13 protein-coding genes and 5 pseudogenes are annotated in these 15,929 nt (G+C 68.4%); 13 read left to right on the forward strand and 5 right to left on the reverse strand.

Features of this window, described 5'->3' with window-relative positions:
* Positions 1–100 precede the first annotated feature (100 nt).
* A complete protein-coding gene (locus ACZ7N4_RS23750; protein WP_471360954.1) occupies positions 101–892 on the reverse strand; it encodes an intradiol ring-cleavage dioxygenase in 792 nt (263 codons plus the stop codon).
* Positions 893–1,925: 1,033 nt separating this feature from the next.
* Between ACZ7N4_RS23750 and ACZ7N4_RS23755 the strand changes: the two genes are divergently transcribed.
* A complete protein-coding gene (locus ACZ7N4_RS23755) occupies positions 1,926–2,915 on the forward strand; it encodes an NAD-dependent epimerase/dehydratase family protein (protein WP_471361002.1) in 990 nt (329 codons plus the stop codon).
* Positions 2,916–2,925: 10 nt separating this feature from the next.
* Here the strand turns inward: ACZ7N4_RS23755 and ACZ7N4_RS23760 are convergent.
* Positions 2,926–3,070: pseudogene (locus ACZ7N4_RS23760) on the reverse strand (IS630 family transposase); the annotation flags it as partial.
* 94 nt (positions 3,071–3,164) lie between these two features.
* Here ACZ7N4_RS23760 and ACZ7N4_RS23765 point away from each other — a divergent pair.
* The 8 genes and pseudogenes from ACZ7N4_RS23765 to ACZ7N4_RS23800 all read left to right on the forward strand — a co-directional run bounded on the left by ACZ7N4_RS23765 (position 3,165) and on the right by ACZ7N4_RS23800 (position 10,289).
* Positions 3,165–3,476, forward strand: a complete 312-nt coding sequence (locus ACZ7N4_RS23765; protein WP_471360957.1) for a hypothetical protein — start codon at positions 3,165–3,167, stop codon at positions 3,474–3,476.
* Between the two features lie 251 nt (positions 3,477–3,727).
* Positions 3,728–3,954: pseudogene (locus tag ACZ7N4_RS23770) on the forward strand (telomere-associated protein Tap); the annotation flags it as partial.
* Positions 3,955–4,186: 232 nt separating this feature from the next.
* Positions 4,187–4,396: a hypothetical protein gene (locus ACZ7N4_RS23775; RefSeq protein ID WP_471360960.1), complete on the forward strand. Its 210-nt coding sequence runs from the start codon at positions 4,187–4,189 to the stop codon at positions 4,394–4,396.
* Positions 4,397–4,466: 70 nt separating this feature from the next.
* On the forward strand, positions 4,467–5,285 hold the full coding sequence (locus ACZ7N4_RS23780) for a restriction endonuclease (protein ID WP_471360963.1): 819 nt from the start codon (positions 4,467–4,469) through the stop codon (positions 5,283–5,285).
* 799 nt (positions 5,286–6,084) lie between these two features.
* A complete protein-coding gene (locus ACZ7N4_RS23785; RefSeq protein ID WP_471360965.1) occupies positions 6,085–6,240 on the forward strand; it encodes a hypothetical protein in 156 nt (51 codons plus the stop codon).
* 388 nt (positions 6,241–6,628) lie between these two features.
* Entirely contained in the window at positions 6,629–7,429 is an 801-nt protein-coding gene (locus ACZ7N4_RS23790; protein WP_471360968.1) for a polysaccharide deacetylase family protein, read from the forward strand.
* Between the two features lie 814 nt (positions 7,430–8,243).
* A complete protein-coding gene (locus ACZ7N4_RS23795; RefSeq protein ID WP_471360970.1) occupies positions 8,244–8,618 on the forward strand; it encodes a hypothetical protein in 375 nt (124 codons plus the stop codon).
* A gap of 591 nt (positions 8,619–9,209) precedes the next feature.
* Complete coding sequence (locus tag ACZ7N4_RS23800) at positions 9,210–10,289, forward strand: MerR family transcriptional regulator (RefSeq protein ID WP_471360972.1); 1,080 nt, start codon at positions 9,210–9,212, stop codon at positions 10,287–10,289.
* A gap of 692 nt (positions 10,290–10,981) precedes the next feature.
* Here ACZ7N4_RS23800 and ACZ7N4_RS23805 read toward each other — a convergent pair.
* Complete coding sequence (locus tag ACZ7N4_RS23805) at positions 10,982–11,446, reverse strand: SRPBCC family protein (protein ID WP_471360975.1); 465 nt, start codon at positions 11,444–11,446, stop codon at positions 10,982–10,984.
* 55 nt (positions 11,447–11,501) lie between these two features.
* Here ACZ7N4_RS23805 and ACZ7N4_RS23810 point away from each other — a divergent pair, with 55 nt between their 5' ends.
* A complete protein-coding gene (locus ACZ7N4_RS23810) occupies positions 11,502–12,101 on the forward strand; it encodes a TetR/AcrR family transcriptional regulator (protein WP_471361005.1) in 600 nt (199 codons plus the stop codon).
* 87 nt (positions 12,102–12,188) lie between these two features.
* Here the strand turns inward: ACZ7N4_RS23810 and ACZ7N4_RS23815 are convergent.
* A pseudogene (locus ACZ7N4_RS23815) lies at positions 12,189–12,579 on the reverse strand (transposase); the annotation flags it as partial.
* Between the two features lie 23 nt (positions 12,580–12,602).
* Between ACZ7N4_RS23815 and ACZ7N4_RS23820 the strand changes: the two are divergent.
* A pseudogene (locus tag ACZ7N4_RS23820) lies at positions 12,603–13,160 on the forward strand (transposase); the annotation flags it as partial.
* Positions 13,161–13,231: 71 nt separating this feature from the next.
* Here ACZ7N4_RS23820 and ACZ7N4_RS23825 read toward each other — a convergent pair.
* Positions 13,232–13,447 carry a dTMP kinase gene (locus ACZ7N4_RS23825; RefSeq protein ID WP_471360978.1) on the reverse strand — a complete coding sequence of 72 codons (216 nt, stop codon included), beginning with the start codon at positions 13,445–13,447 and terminating at the stop codon, positions 13,232–13,234.
* Positions 13,448–13,710: 263 nt separating this feature from the next.
* On the opposite strand from ACZ7N4_RS23825, the gene ACZ7N4_RS23830 reads away from it, so the two are divergent.
* Both ACZ7N4_RS23830 and ACZ7N4_RS23835 read left to right on the forward strand, forming a co-directional pair.
* Entirely contained in the window at positions 13,711–15,168 is a 1,458-nt protein-coding gene (locus ACZ7N4_RS23830) for a glycosyltransferase (RefSeq protein WP_471360981.1), read from the forward strand.
* Between the two features lie 144 nt (positions 15,169–15,312).
* Positions 15,313–15,836: pseudogene (locus ACZ7N4_RS23835) on the forward strand (transposase); the annotation flags it as partial.
* Between the last annotated feature and the right edge of the window lie 93 nt (positions 15,837–15,929).

The following is a 15,929-nucleotide window of genomic DNA, read 5'->3' on the forward strand; positions in this document are numbered from 1 at the left end:
TCGGAGCAGTAGCGCCGGTCGACCGCGACGCGGTCGACCGGTCAGCGGTGCACCGCACGTCTCGCATGTCATGCGCCTGTCATTCCCAATGCCGAGTCGCTCACTCCCGGGCGGAGGACCTGGAGTTCGCCGTGCCGTCGGGGTCGATGCCGAGCACGACGGTGCCGGTCACACCCTTGCCGAGGTCGCTGCCGATCTGCGTGAGCGTCAGCAAGGTGGAGGACCCGCCGTTGCGGTAGATGCCGTCCCTGGCGTTGAGCGTGCGCGTGGCGGTGTTGTTCCGGTAAGGGGCCAGAGTGGCGACCCTGCTGTTGTACGTCTCCGGGAAGTACAGCTGACCGGTGTGGGAGACGTGGCCTCCGCGGTACTTGCCGTCGGTGACGGTGCCGCCGACATGTGTCTTGACGTGGATGTGGAGGGCACGGCCGACGTACCAGCCGGGGTAGACGGTGGTGAACTCCGCGACGCCGGTGGAGTCGGTCAGCTGGACGCCGCGCAGGAACGTCGTGTCCGGGGTCGAGCCGCCTGCGACGTATCCGGAGTAGACGCCGAGAGCGTCGCAGTGCCAGATGTCGACCGCCGTGCCGGGTAGTGCGGCGCAGGTCGCGGTGTCGATCACCTTGACGCGGAGGGTGAGAGGCACGCCGGGCTTGCCCTCGGTGATGTCCTTGCGGACCGTCTCCAGGTCCAGGTAGTAGGGCCCCTCGGTCTGCTCGGGCGTGAGGACGCAGTCGGCGACCGGCCGGGCCGGGGTCTGGTCAGCGCGGCTCCGGTCCGCGGCCGCGGTCGCCTGTCCGGTCGTCAGCCCCAGGGCGGCCGCTCCGAGGGTCGCACCGCCCAGGGCGGCTATGACGCTTCTGCGGGTTGAACGGGGGCGGGGGGTGTCAGTCATGCTGCGAGAATGGCGCGTGCGGCCGCTCGCTGGGATCGATCGGATGACCGGTGGATCGTGCGCGTTACGAAACTCACCACCGGATGCGGCCGGATGCGATGTCAGGAAGAGGCGTGAGGCCGAGGGGACACCGGCTTCTCGCCCAGAGTCGGCTGTATGACGGAGACACCGGTTCAGGACCGCGGCCGCACGGTCCCGTGGCGCGATGCTCGAAACCGCCGGCGAACTGATGTCGCGGTACGGCTGCGCCGCCACGTCCATTCCGCCCTAGCCTGCGAGGCAGTGAGGGTAAGGATCGGTGCCGACGCTTTCGGTGACGGCTCCTGACGCGAACGGGGACCGGTGTCGCGGGATACAGGTCCCCGCACCGAGCGGCGGGGTTTAGCGGAGAATCCTCCGCGACTCCGCCAGTGGGGCGACGGCCTCCACCGCGCCGTCCAGGCCGTCGCCCCCTGCACAACCTCGCCGCGGCGGGATGGAACAGCGGGTCAGTCATCACCCCGTCATGCCGCCACCACGACGTCTGCAACGCCTGTCAGTGGTAGTCCTGTTGCGAGCCGCCGAGACGGATCGACCACGTCGGCAGCGCCTTCCGCCTGGTGATGCACCGCCCCGGTCTCGGCCCGGACGAACCTTGTGGCGAGAGGAATCAGACCGTCCCGCTGGTCCCGAGGCGTCCATGGTTCGGTCGCCCTGCTGCTGCGCCACCATGCCGAGGTTCTTCGCTGCGGATCCCCCCCCGAAGGTCGGCGTGCAGCAAGTCCAGGAGGCGGCCTTGCGGTGGCGCTGGCGTAGCAGTACCAAGCCCACCATCAGTGTCGCCCCAGCGCCCGACACGATACCGACGGCCAATCCGCCGCCGAATCCTGGCCCTTCGGCCGATGCCGTGCTCTCGTCCTGGCCCGATACCGTCAGCTCTCGCGTCCGTGCGCGAAGCGCGGCGGCTCCGCGTTGGAACAGGTGCGGGCTCTGCCCACCGCAGAAGACCCTTGGCGTGCTCCGGCTGCGCTGATTGAGTTCCGTCATGGAGCTCCTGGAGATTCTGGTCCTCGGCGGTACGGCGTGGCTGGGGCGTGAAGTGTCCCGGCAAGCCCTCGACCGTGGCCACCGCGTGACGTGCCTGGCCCGTGGCGACAGCGGACCCGTGGCAGAAGGCGCGCGCCTGGTGGCCGCGGATCGACGCGACCCCACCGCGTACGCGTCCCTGCCCACCAGGGAATGGGACGCTGTGCTCGAACTGTCCTGGCAACCAGGCTTCGTACGGGACGCAGTTGCGGTCCTGAGCACGCGGGCACGTCACTGGACCTACGTGTCCTCGGTCAGCGCCTATGCCACTCACGGTGAGCCCGGCGCGGACGAGTCCGCCGCCCTGCTGCCCGGCGCAGACCACGACGAGGTGGACCGTGGACAGTACGGCGAGGCCAAGTCCGCCTGTGAGACCCTGACCCGGGCAGCCCTGGCCGACCGCCTTCTCATCGCACGCCCCGGGCTCATCGGCGGGCCCGGCGATCACAGCGATCGTTCCGGCTACTGGGTTGCCCGCGCCGCCCGTGCCCCCCGGGCGCCGCTGCTCGTCCCCGACACCCCTCGCATCCCGACACAGACCATCGATGCACGCGACTTGTCGAGCTGGCTTCTCGACGCCGCGGAACTGCGAACCACAGGCACCTACAACGCGGTCGGCCCGGTGGTGCCCTTCGCCGAATGGATCGACCTGTCCCGCAGCGTGGGCGGGCACACCGGACCGGTCATCGAGGTGGCGTCCCACGACCTCCTCGCACAGGGAGTGGCGCAGTTCATGGGCCCGGACTCATTGCCGATGTGGGTGGTGGAACCGGGGTGGGAAGGCTGGTCAGCGCGCGACGGATCCGCCGCCGCTACCGCCGGCCTGCGCCACCGTTCCCGTACCGACCTCCTTGCCGACACACTGCACTGGGAACGCGAGCAGGGCTTGCACCGGCCACGCCGCGCAGGCCTCGCCCCGGACAGAGAGCGCGCGCTTCTGGCCTCCCTCGTTCACTGACTTCGGCTTGTCAGGGGGAGGTGGGACCGTCGAGGCTCAGGCCGACGCCGGCCATGAAGCCGCCGAGGGTGCCCGGGCCGGTACTCAAGGCGCTCGAGTCGGCTGCGGCCGAGGGCTGCGAGCCGGTCCAGGGCGACGACGGCGAGGCTGGCCAGGCGTTCTGCACCGGTCGACGCTGGTGCACGCAGGCTCGAGCCCGAGTCGCGCCGCCGGGCCGCCCTACAGCAGTCGTACCAGGGTTACGACACGGTGCTCACCGCACTGCGGAGCGGCGATCTGATCCCCGATGACACGGCGCTCGTCCGGCTGCTTCTCCGCCACGGGTCGACCGGTGACGCCGAGGCGGCGAGCGCGGCGATGCCCGACCGGCACCGCGACCCTCGCGCAGCTTTGCTCTCCCGGAGAGGCAACTCCTTGACGACCGGGGGCAAAAGCTACTGCTACCTCACCGATGCGATCGGCTCGGTGATCGGGCTGGTCTCGGATGGCAGCCACCACCCATCGCTTGGCGCGGGCATCGGCTCCCCGAAGGTGAGCGGCGGCTTGCAGAGCCGCAGTTGAGACGCGGCACGCGGCGGATCGATGCATCTCGCATGCAGGGGAAGGGGGAATCAGATGTTGAACGGAATCGCGCCGGACGCAGTCAATTCGCATCCGACGAAGCTTCCCGGTGGAGGCGTAATACTGTTCGCCGCCGTAATCCTCGCGGCTGCGATCTTCGTTGGTGTGCAACTGACGCGACGTCGCGGCCGCTGACGCGAACCACTGACGTACGGGACAAGGCTCGGAGCACGGGCAGACGTTGCTGGTTGGCCCTGGACAAGGAACCGGTGGACTGCACCCCGTTCGAGGCGCCCGACGGGCACCCGCTCCGCAAGGGTTTGCTCCGCTTCCGCGGGCCGGAGGAGAAGCTGTTCGAGGAGACGGGGACTGGGCGCGGCCGATGACCGATGCCGAGTACAAGCTTCGGTACCTGAGCGGCGTCGACGTGACTATGGTCTTCGCCGCGGGTGCCAGCGGCCTGGTCGTCGGGCTCGGCTTCCGACGCAAGTCAACGACTCGGCGCCCGGCTGAAGTTGCGGCGCTCGTGACGGGTGAACCCGAGTCGCTGGTTGATCCACCGCGCGGTATTCGGCCAGATCCGATGGCTTTGTGCCATTCGTGGGCAACACGTCTCCAACATCGCTGCGGCGCCGCTACACAGGAAGGCCGGGACGGCGTTCTGCCGTCACGGTGTACTGGTGGCCGGTCGGTGGGGGAGGTTGGGGCGGTTGCTGACCATCAATCTGGCGGTTCTGCTCGCGGTCATCGTCGTCTGGCGACTGCGGCGTCGTACCGAGGCCCGAAGCCGCTTCGACGAGAAGCTCACCGTCGTCATCGTCCTGGCGCTGGGCGTCTTGATCGCACCCACCCCGGCAGGCCAGGGAATCGTGAACATCCTGGGGCAGCTCGCCAGCGGCGTCACCCAGGCCAGCCGATGAACCCCCGCGCGGGCCGGACGGCGCCCGCCGGTGCGCACCGCGGATCACGGGCCGGGGGAGTGGGGGAGTGATGGCGGCAGGCCGACGACGGCGGCGCTTGAAGAAGCGGACGCGCAGGCAGCTGCAGCTCTGGGGCGGGCTCGCGGTGGGGATCGCCGTGGTGTGGGTGGCCGGGCACTGGTCGGTGGTGTGGCCCGTCCTCGTGGCCGTGCTCGCCACGGCCGTGGTGAGCGGGACAGGCTGGCGGCTGCTGAGGGCGCACCGCCAGGCAGTCGGCGAGGACCGTGCGTGGCGGGCGCAGGCGGAAGCCCGGGTGCGGGAGTTGTCGATGGCCGAGGTCGATGCGTTGTCGTGGCAGGAGTTCGAGTCGTACGTCGCTGATCTGTGCCGACGGGACGGCTGCACGAAGGTCGTCGTCAGTGGCAGGAGCGGTGACCTGGGAGCGGACGTCGTCGGTTATATGGCCGACGGTCGCAAGCTGGTGATCCAGTGCAAGAAGTACGCGCCGCACCGAAGCGTGTCTTCGCAGGACATGCAGAAGTTCGTCGGCACCGCCCGCCTTGAGCACGGTGCGGACGTTGCTCTGTTCGTCACGACCTGTCGCTCGTTCACCAAGGCCGCCCTGGGCCTCGCACTGCGCCAGGACATCGTGGCCCTGCATCGCGACCTGTTGGGCGCCTGGGTCAAAGGCGCTCACCTGGAGACCCTGATTCCGCTGAACGGCAGCGGCGGCGGCACCAAGCGGCGCCCGCCTGCACGACCGGCTGGCTGCCTGCGGTGCGACCCGGCCTCCCCAGGTGTGGGCTGCGCCAGTGCAGGGCAGAACGCGACAACGCTCGAAGGTGACGAGTTGGCGGGTCGGGGCAAGGACAGGGCGAGTGGAGGGTGACATGCCGAAGCGCGTTTTCGCACCGACGAAAGCATACGTACGTCCCGAGTTCGGCAGCCCGACGAAGGCGAGCCTGCGGAGCGCCGCATCTACGACCACGACGCTTCCGAAGGGCGCTGGGATTGTCCGAAATCCGGGGCCGTGATCGTGGCCGGTCCGACACTGATAAGCAGCTACGAGTGCGCCTGCGGCACCTGTGCTCGTATCACGAGCAAAGCACGCTTGCCGGTCACTCCATGCCGGAGGACCAGCGCTGCCCGCTGTCCAGAGAACCGATCAAGACGCCCGCTGCGCGGAAGCGTCCCCGTCCCCGTCGTGGTGCCGATGGCCCCGTGCGGCTCGTGCCGCCGGAGCCCAGGGAGGGTGGGCGAAGCCGGTCACGGGCGGTAGCGGCTCCAGCGTGTACGCGATGCCTGCTGGACTGCCGGGTCACGGGCGCCGCCACTAGCGCGAAGCGACGGGCTATCAGTCAGGCGGAGTTGGTGATGAGGCACTGCTCGGCCTGAGATACGTGCCGCTGTTCTTGCACGTGGCGCCGGTGCTCGACAGGCCGGCGGCGGTCGCAGCCAGCGTCAAGACGCGGGCTCTGGCATCTCATCGCCCCATGACCGGCCCTTCCGACTCCTTGGCTGGGCAAGAGTGGATGAAGAACTCCCGGACCGCTCCGCCCTGGGGGCGCTTGGCCGGCGCGGTGCACGGTGGCGGGAACCGGTCTCCACCGCGCTTCTGTGGGACTGGGCTGCGCCGCTGAAAAGTCAGGGGCGGCCGAGGCCGGACGACCTGGATCGCGCCCTGCGGCATGATCGGCGCGCTCTCCCGCCAGATCCGCGGAACCGCGATCGACGCGGTCTTCAGCGGCACCGAACGGATCACCCAGGACAGCCTGCAACCTCTCCCGCTCGACGTCGCTGCCCAGTCCCCACGGCTGCTGACCGACGCGAGGCACACATGGTGACCGCGACGTACCTCTGCACTACCCCGATCAGACAGCCCCCCATCCAGCCCCGCCCCCGAGCAGGCGAGGGACGCACCGCGTTCATCGAGCGCCTGGCCATGGGTGAATCTCCTCAGACCCAGCTACCTGCGTGCTTACCTACGTGACCCCCACTCCAGGGAGGCCGCCCCAACCTGGGAGCGCCTGGCCCGGGTCACCGCCGCGACCCGGTTCTCCCACAGGAGGTCCTCGACTGGAAGCAGTGCGTCGAGTGTGGCAAGCCTCTGCCGATCGGGGACGTCTGAGAGACGACCTGCTCTCGCACCTTGCTGCTCCGTCAGCCTGCAACCCGGCGCCGGCCGCTGTGTCAGCGCAGCATCGCACCTCGGCTCTGCTACAGATCGCAGCTGTGATCTCGTATCGCTCCCTTCTGCGCACGGCCGCCGCTCTTGCCTCAGCTGCCGTTCTGGCTGCCTGCGGCGCCGCGTCGCTCCCTGCGAAGCCGAAGCCCAAGCCGTCCGCGAGTCCGTCCCGGGCCGAGCCCTACCCGGTGGACTGCCGCAAGGCCAAGTGCGTGGCATTGACCTTCGATGCCGGCCCGGACCGCTACACGGCCCACTTGCTGGACATCCTCAAGGCAAAACGCATCAATGTGACCTTCTTTCTGCTCGGCAAGTCTGGCGTGGCCCGTCATCCCGAGCTCGTACGCCGGGAAGCGTCTGAGGGGCATGAGCTGGCCAACCACACCTGGAGTCACCCTCGGCTCACAGAGGTCCCGGAAGCCGAGATCCGTCGCCAGCTCACGCGTGTCCAGGAACGGGTGGAACAACTCACTGGTCGCGCACCGTCCCTGATGCGCCCGCCGCAAGGGCGTACGGATCAGCGGGTGGCAGAGGTCAGTCGCTCCCTCGGACTCGCCCAGATTCTGTGGAGCGTCACCGCCAGCGACTACCACGAGCACGACCCGAGCGTGATCACGCAGCGCGTACTGGCGGGCGCTGAACGCTACGGGATCATTTTGCTGCACGACGTCTACCCGGGCACTGTCCCAGCCGTCCCCGGCATCATCGACGGCCTCCGCAAGCGCGGCCTGACACCGGTCACCGTCTCGCAGCTCTTCGCCCCCGACAAGCCCCAGCCTGGGCGTGCCTACTGGTACGCACCGCAACGGGACAGCCAGAGCAGGGCGCCGGCCCAAAATGATCAGTGAGCCGGACGAGGCTGCTTTCACCCATGGAACGCGTCTCATGGAACGCGTCTCTTCAGTACACCAGTTCCGTGCTCCGGCGAGGCGGATGCGACAGCGGAGCCAGGAGCGCTTCAGGCGCATACGGAACCGTCTGATCGGTCCGGCAGGTACGCCGTCCGTTCCGCCGGCGTGAGATCGCGGACGAACCCGGCTGCTGGAGCCCGCACATCACCCGTGGCCGGACCCGGCGGGCCGGTGCCTTCGCCGACCGGCGGCTCCCCGGACCCTTGCCGGCGCCCCCGCTGTCGGCCCGGCTCATCACCCTGCGCAGTTATGACACCGACACCGGTGCTCTGGAAATACTGGAGCCCTGCCCCTCAGGAACTCACCGGAGCCTCCGAGTGCTGGCCCGAGCCCTGTCGCCTCCCCCTGCCCCGGACAGCGGACGCAGTATGCGCGCATACCACGCTAGGGCGGCGGATGCGGAGCACCACTGTGAGACGAACTCCCGCTCAACAGCCGCCTCAACACGCTCGCCGCCGCGGCGCGGGGGAGCTTCGCCCCGAGTCGGCCGGCGGCGGCCGAGCTAGGCTTGAGACACCCGCGCCGGTCGCTCAACCCCGTCCCACGTGGTCGCGTCCGGCAGCCGGACGGCGTCGGCACGCACCTCCGGGAAGGACAGCGCGAGGTCCGTACCTCTGCGCGAAGTCGCTCGTTGGTTCGGTCATGGGTCGGGGGATCTGGCGAATCGCGAGTGGTCGTTACTGGAGCCGCATCTGCCTCCCCTGGGTGGGCGAGGCGGCCGGTGGAACGACCACCGCACTGGCGTGTGACCGTGGCCAGCCGCCAGTTCGCAGGCAATGTCCTGACCAGCGATCGCCAGGCGCGCGATCTCCTGGGTAATCCCCTTCAGCAGGTCTTTCACAGCGAAGGCATGACATGTGTCCTCGACCCTGCTCAGGCGGCATGTCAGCTCCATGGAGCCACGGACGACCCGCTGGTCACGCCGGTCATGGACGACTGCCGCCCTCGGTGCCGCAACATCGCACGCACAGACCGCGACATCGAGCGCGTCCAAGCCCAGCGTGAAGACCTCCTCGAGGTCATCGCCGATCCGCTCGCGCCATCCATTCGGCATGCATGCGAACTGCACGAACTACAGCGCCTGGACCACATCCTCAACCAGCACGAACGGCACGCCGACCCATGACAGCCATCAACAACGACGCAGACCCGGTCCGCCAGGCCATCCTCACCGTGATAGACCGCCCTTCTCGCCGGGACCCCGCTGCGATCGAGCGGACGCCTCAGCGTCTCCCAGCCGGTGATCGAAGCTCGCGTCAAGCGGAGGCGTCTCAAGCCACCAGCACCTGGACCTAAAGGAACTGCTCGATGCGCGCGTGACGGCCCAAAGTTCCACTCCGCAGGCTTTCGCGAAGCGTGTCAGCGAACACGATGAGCTCAAGCGCAAGCACGAGAAGCTGATCGAGTGCTGCACTGAACTGGAAGAGCGCCTCCAGGGCTACGCGGTGGCCATCAATCTTCCGGCCCTTGAGAACGCAGCCCTGGCTGCTTCCGGCACAGGCGCCTCCGTGCTCCCCTGGCCAGTCCAGAGGCTTCCCCGTAGGAGCTCGGCAGAGCAGACCGAACCTCCCCATCGGGCCAGTTCGTGGCCGATCGCGTTGTCCAAGTCCATGAGAGACGATCGGGCGGGCCCCAGCACCGTGGTTGACCTTCACCTTGGGGGAGGCCACAGCATCAGTGGGGCCGGGTGATGCGCTCGGCATGAGGAGGAGCGAGCATGGGGTTGCTGACCATCGGGGCGTTCGCGAAGGCGTCCCGCCTGTCGCCGAAGGCGCTGCGTCTGTACGACGAGCTCGGCCTGCTGACCCCTGCACGCGTCGACCCGGTGACCGGCTACCGCCTCTACGCACCGGACCAGTTGGACCAAGCCCGCCGGGTCGCCTGGCTTCGGCGCTTGGGCATGCCACTGGCCCGCATTCAGCACGTCTGCGCGCTGGATGCGGGCCCGGCGGGACAAGAGGTCCGCGCGTTCTGGGCCCAAGTCGAGGCCGACACCGCCGCACGGCGGGACCTGGCCACCTTCCTCATCGACCACCTGTCACGGAAGAACCCCGCCATGTCCCCGACCGCCAAGTCCCTCGGAATCCGTTACGCCGCTCTTTCCGACAAGGGTCTCGTCCGCGAGAGCAACCAGGACACCGCGTACGCGGGATCCCGGCTCCTCGCTGTCGCCGACGGCTGTGGAAGCCAAGGAGCCCCTGCCAGCGCAGCCGCCATCGACGCGCTCAAGCACCTCGAAACCGACAGCATCCCAGCCGGCAACCTCCTCAACGTCCTCGAAGACGTCATCGAACAGGCCAAGCAAGCCGTGCACGACGTCGCCGGAACGGGCTCCGCATCCGAAGACACCGGCACGACACTCACCGCGATGCTCTGGACCGGATCACAGCTGGCCCTCGTCCACATCGGCGACTCCCGCGCCTACCTCCTGCGCGGCGGACGGCTGTTCCAGATCACCCACGACCACACCATGGTCCAGTCGATGGTCGACCAAGGACGCCTCAGCCCCGAAGAAGCCGCCTCCCACCCCCAACGGTCGCTCTTGGTGAGGGCACTGGGCCCAGGAGCCGACACCACCCCCGACATGCGCCTCCACGCCGCCCAGGGGGAAGACCGGTATCTGCTCTGCTCCGACGGCCTGTCGACTGTCGTGCCGACCCAAGAGATCCACCGAGTACTCTCCGAGATCAGTGAGCCCGAGCAGGCCGTCCGCGAACTCATCGCCCTCGCCAACGCCTCCGGCGGCCCCGACAACGTCAGCTGCGTAGTCGCCGACGTCATGGAGCTCCAGCAGTAGGAGCGAGCGGCATGCACTTCGACTTGCACCGCATCCGCTCTCAGGAACTCATCGGCGAAGCTGACGAGTACCGGCTCGCCCGACAAGCCAGGAGGGTCAAGCTGGCTCCCCAGACCAGGGCAACCCGAACATTGCGACCTGCCCCCCGTCGCCTGCTGTCTTGGCTCCGCGGCTGAACATCACGCTGTCTGCGGTTGAGCGGGACGCCGCCCCCCACCTGTCCCACTCAATCTGAGCAGTGCAGGCCATCTCTCTGGCCTGTTGCCACCTCTACTGTGTCCACCTCCCTGGTGACCTGCACATCTTCACAGCGGGTGACAGCTGCAGCATCAGAACAGAGTTGAGAAAGAACGGCGGTCATGTCGGACCCTGCCCCGAGCGCAGCGACACCCGCCCCCGGCGCGCGCAGCGAGCTGAGCGCGGAAGCCGTCCTTCTCCAGACTGGGCTATGTCTCATGAGACACCTGCGCGCAGCTTCTGCCGAATTCGTTCTGCCCTTGTCTCGGGCCTTCGGCGTACTGGTGGGGTGTCTCCGCGGGGCGGGGAGGCCGGTATGTGCGCGGCCTGCGCCGAGAACAGGCGTGTGTACTTGGTCGGGACACAGCGCCGGCTAGAGGAGTCCCGTGCCCGAGGACAGGGCCTCGGTGGGGTGTCGGGACTGCGCCGGGGAGAAGGGACGGCACCTACCGCCGTCAGGATTCGGCGGTGGACACGTGGCAAGCCAACTCGGTGGCCAGGCGTCGCATGACCGTGCGGTTGGCGTGCCGCATCGTGGCCCGTACAACGGGGGCCAGCAGCCGGTCGGCGAGCGGGGCGCGTACCCACGTGTACGTGAACGATACGCGGGCCCCGCCGGTGGGCAGCGGTTCGATGGTGTAGGTGCCGCGGCCCTGCCGCCGGCCGGCCGCGCTGACGTTGCGTTCGACGATGCGCCGAGGGGCCTCGGCCTCGATGACATCGATGGTGACGTCGGTCTTCGTGCCGCCCAGCGCGGCGGTGACCGTGGCGCACGATCCGATGCCGCTGGCGGGCCCGGTGTAGCGCCAGTTGGTCAGGTAGTGGTCGGTGAACCGCTCGTGGTTCGCCATGACGTCGAGGAAGCCGTAGACCTGCTCGGGAGTCTGAGGTACGTCGATCGACACGATGACAGACTTCATGTACCACACGGTACATGCGCCATGTACCGATTGGTACAGTCGGGACGTGGTGACCATGGACGACTCCCATCCCGAGGGCGAGGCCGAGCAAGGCGCGCACGGGGCTCGACGCGCACAACTGGTGGACGCGGCTGTCGACCACGTCGCGGCACACGGCATCGCGGACCTGAGCCTGCGCAGGCTGGGCGCCGCGATCGGCGTCAGTCACCGCATGCTGATCCACTACTTCGGCTCCAAGGAACAGCTGCTCGTTGAGATCGTCCGGACGTCGGAGGGACGCCAGCGCGACGTGCTGTCCCGGCTCCGCCTGGAGCCCGGTCTCTCGCCCGCCGATGTCGCGCGGCTGCTGTGGCGGCAGCTCACGGCCCCTCGGCTGGCCGGTCAGGAGCGGCTCTTCTTCGAAATCTGCGGGCACGCGCTGCGCGGCCGCCCCGAGGCCGCCCCGGTCCTCGAAGGGCTGGTGACGGACTGGCTGGAACCGCTCGTGGCCGCCGAGGTCGGGGCGGGGGTGGACCCTGACGTGGCCCGGAACCGGGCCAGGCTGGGACTCGCCGCCGTCCGCGGCCTGCTGCTGGACCTGCTCGCCACCGGTGACCGCGACGGCGTCGACGCGGCGATGGAGGAGTTCCTCCGGCTGTACTACGGCTCGGAGTGAGGAGATCACCGATCGTGCCTCGCAGGTTTTCTGAGACACATTCGAAGCGTCTGGAGAACCGTCCCACTTCGGCTCCGCAGCACCGGTGATCAGGTGGATTTTCGATCCCAGCTTGCCGCGGTCGGTCGGATTCGCTCCGGTCAGTGGCCGTCTTTGCGGCCCGAACGCTGGCGGAGTCGACCGCGCACCGCGTCCGGTCCAGCTCGCCGCGGGCGCCGAGTTCGCCGAGGATGACCCGGTGCCGCCTGGCCCAGACGCGATCACGGCTCCACTGGGCGAAGCGCCGGTAGACCGTGGGGCAGGCCGGCCCGAGCGCCGGCGGCAACTGCCGCCAGCTGCAACCCGAGGTGGCCAGGCACTCGCGGTCACCCCTCCGCTTGCCGCCGCCCTGCGGGCGTATGACCTCCGTCGGCGGGACCACTCGCCGAAACAGCGTCCACAACTCGTCCGGTACCAACCGCTCCGCCAGATCCGTCATGCACGGTTCAACGAGTGATCACGTTCTTCGGGGTCTCGAAGTCCGTGGCGAACCGCATCACCGACCACCTGGGGCCGATGCTCGCTGTCCAGCCCCGCAAGCGGTTCGCCAAGGACACCGAGCTCATCGTGGACGGCACCCTGGTTTCCACCCGGGACCACACCATCGCCGAGCGGTCGAAGAACTATCGGTACTCCATCAACCACCAGGTCGTCATCGACGCCGACACCCGCTTGGTCGTCGTGGTCGGCCGGCCGCTCGCCGGGAACCGCAACGACTGCAAGGCGTGGGAGGAGTCCGGCGCCAAGACCGCAGTCGGTAAGACGATCACGCTCGCCGACTGCGGCTACCCGGGCACCGGACTCGTCATCCCGCACCGCCGACAGCGGGGCCAGGCCGAACTCCCGGACTGGAAGGAGGAACACAACAAGTCCCACAAGCAGGTCCGGGCTCGGGTCGAGCACGTCTTCGCCCGCATGAAGACCTGGATGATCCTCCGCGACTGCCGTCTCAAAGGCGACGGCGTCCACCATGCCTTGCTCGGCATCGCCCGCATGCACAACCTCAGTCTCGCCGGGTAGGACCGCGGGTCACACAACGGCCGAGCATGTCCGAGCGACCTGCAGATCATTTGCGGGACAATGCCTCGCCGTCATGACCGGCTGTCCCGCAGCAGTGTGGCAGCCATTGCGGCGAATGCGTTCAGCAACTCTTTGGTGCGCCGCGTTCCGTTCCTCAGGAACGGAACGACGAGCAGGGCCGGAGTCGTGGCAATCACCGCAATGAGCAGCGTGGGTGCCAAAAGTGCGACGAGAAGCACGCGCTGCGCTCCTCTCAGTGCGGCCGTCGGCAGGGCGATGTGAGCCATGGGAAGCCTTTCCTCCGCTTGTGCGTCGTGTGCGCTGTCCTGCTCACAATGTGAGGTCGCCCCGGGAAGACGACCGGCAGTGTGGTGGCCGATCTCCGGCATGCCTCTGACCGGCGACTGGAGCCGTCCTGGCAGGTGATCGGCCGGGAAGGCCACGGCAAGGGGGAACGGCATGGAATGCGATGGACGCGTTCCGCCCCGCGAAGACGCACATCCGCGCTAGCCTCTGTTGCCCGCAGGGCCTGCGGTGCCCAGGGGGAGTGATGGCGGAGAATTTCGACACCCGGTTGTTCACCGAGATCGAGAGACTGGCCGACAAACAGGCGGCCGTGGTGGAACTACTGGAATGCCCCACGCTGCTCGGACTGCTCCCGACCGGGTTATTGCCTCAGCGGGACACGCCGAGTGAACGGGCGCGAGCGTTGCGCAGACTTCTTCTGCGGTTTTTCGATACCACGTACGAAACCAGCCGTGAACGGGACGACGACACCGCCGCCCGGACCGTCCTCGCGGTCGGGGCGCTCATGGGAATGGTCACCCAGGGCCCGAGTGAGGGACCGTGCCGCCCGAGCGAGATGCGCGCACCCGTGCGAGACAGGGAGAACCGCCAGTACACGGCCGGCAGCTGGCTGAAGCCGCCTGTCCAGCCCCGCACGGTGCGCGCGAACAAGCGGCGATACCTGATCACCTTCCAGCACGAGTTGCTGGAGTACGTGGAGACACTCGACCCCTCGTACGCCGCTGCTGGTGCTCGGGCTTCGGCGTGGCAGGACCGTGACGACGTGGAGGCGACCCGGCCTTCCCCCGCCGAACCGGCGCCCCGGCGAAGCCGGAAGTGGAGGACACTCCTGAGCCTCGGCGTGTACCTCCAACCCACCGCACCGACCGGCGACTTCCCACCCATCGTCACAGGCTCCCGCTCACTGGGCGGTCTCGCCAACCGAGCCACAGGACGCTTCGCACTGCGCATGGCCGACCGCGTCTACGAACAGGCTGTCGCAAAGCTGCGCCGCCGCCTCCAGCTGCCCCCGGCCTCACCTTCCGAGATGCGTCGACGACAGGAACAGGCGAATTGGCCCATCTTGCATGGCTTCAGCACGGTCCTGGTGCCTCGTCCCTCCGACTGGCGCTCCGGCCTGGAGGTCGTGGGCAACTGGTGGCCCCATTATGAGGCGGCCGAACGGCTGCCTACTGATCTGGAGGACTTCCTGCGTGCCGGACCCCGACCCGTCCTCATCGGCTTCGGAAGCATGGCGGCTGGTGACGGGGAGCGGCTGAGCGAGATCGCTGTACGAGCCCTGCGCCGCGCCGGGCTGCGCGGCATCCTCCAAGCCGGCAGTGCCGGTCTTGCCGCCGACGGGAACGACGTGCTCACGATCGGGGACGTACCGCATGCCTTGCTGTTTCCACGGCTGGCTGCGGTGGTCCACCATGGCGGGGCCGGCACCTCGGCCGCCGCGTTGCGTGCTGGAGTGCCCGCGGTCACCGTACCGGTGACTGCGGACCAGCCGTTCTGGGCGGGGCGACTTGCCGCCATCGGCGCCGCCACCGACCCGATCCCCTTCCGGTCCCTCACCGCCGAACGGCTTGCCGACTCACTTCACCAAGTAGTGAAGCAGCAGGCACACAGTCGAGCCGCCGCAAAAGCGGCGCAACATCTGATGACCGAGAACGGAGCGGGTCACGCGCTCAAGGCCATCCAGCAGCTGACCGATGGATGACGCCAATCCCTCCTCGTCCTCATTACTGCGCTTTCTTCAGTCTGGGCGCCGATCGGGTGACGGCTGAGGGCGCGTAACAGGCCAGGCCCGCGGATTGTTGATGGAGATGTCTGACGTCTCAACCAAGTAGCCCTGGAGACCGCGTTGGTCATCTACCCTGCCGCACTCGACGTATCGCATGCACTCGTGGAGTGGGTCACCATGGTCATCGTCACCCGCGAGGGAGACCGGCGCTGCAAGCTGCGCCCTTCTCAACGCGCGATGGTGGCGCTCGTGTACTCACGTGAGCACGTTAGGTTGGCGCAGATCGCCGTAGGTTTCGGGATCAGCGAGTCCACCGCCCACGCCTACACCACTGCGGTCACCGACCTGCTCGCCGAGCGCGCTCCGGGTCTGCTCAAGACACTGCGTGAAGCCGACCCGGACTTCGTCCTGCTGGACGGCACTCTCGCCGAGTGTGACCGCGTCGGTGACGGGCGGGCGGACTACTCGGCCAAACACCGCCGCCACGGCGTGAACGTGCAGGTAGTCAGCGATCCTGGCGGCCGGCTGCTGTGGCTTTCCCCGCGCTGCCGGGTCGCGCCCATGACCTGACCGCCGCCCGTACCCACCGAATCATCCGTATCTGTGAACGCCAGGGCACCCCCCTCCTGGCCGAACTCGCTTACTAGGACTTGTCCGGCCGATCATGTGACTACTCCGCACCCGTGTCGTTGATGTGGACATGGGGCGGGGCGATCTGACGGATGCCGAGTGGGAAC

Source organism: Streptomyces sp. NPDC107654 (genome assembly GCF_055639035.1).

Excerpts from the sequence above, each read along its gene's own strand:
- ACZ7N4_RS23830 (WP_471360981.1), top strand. The coding sequence starts at position 13,711 with ATGGCGGAGAATTTCGACACCCGGTTGTTCACCGAGATCGAGAGACTG.
- ACZ7N4_RS23825 (WP_471360978.1), bottom strand. The coding sequence starts at position 13,447 with ATGGCTCACATCGCCCTGCCGACGGCCGCACTGAGAGGAGCGCAGCGC.
- ACZ7N4_RS23810 (WP_471361005.1), top strand. The coding sequence starts at position 11,502 with ATGGACGACTCCCATCCCGAGGGCGAGGCCGAGCAAGGCGCGCACGGG.
- ACZ7N4_RS23780 (WP_471360963.1), top strand. The coding sequence starts at position 4,467 with ATGGCGGCAGGCCGACGACGGCGGCGCTTGAAGAAGCGGACGCGCAGG.
- ACZ7N4_RS23785 (WP_471360965.1), top strand. The coding sequence starts at position 6,085 with ATGATCGGCGCGCTCTCCCGCCAGATCCGCGGAACCGCGATCGACGCG.
- ACZ7N4_RS23800 (WP_471360972.1), top strand. The coding sequence starts at position 9,210 with ATGGGGTTGCTGACCATCGGGGCGTTCGCGAAGGCGTCCCGCCTGTCG.
- ACZ7N4_RS23805 (WP_471360975.1), bottom strand. The coding sequence starts at position 11,446 with ATGAAGTCTGTCATCGTGTCGATCGACGTACCTCAGACTCCCGAGCAG.
- ACZ7N4_RS23750 (WP_471360954.1), bottom strand. The coding sequence starts at position 892 with ATGACTGACACCCCCCGCCCCCGTTCAACCCGCAGAAGCGTCATAGCC.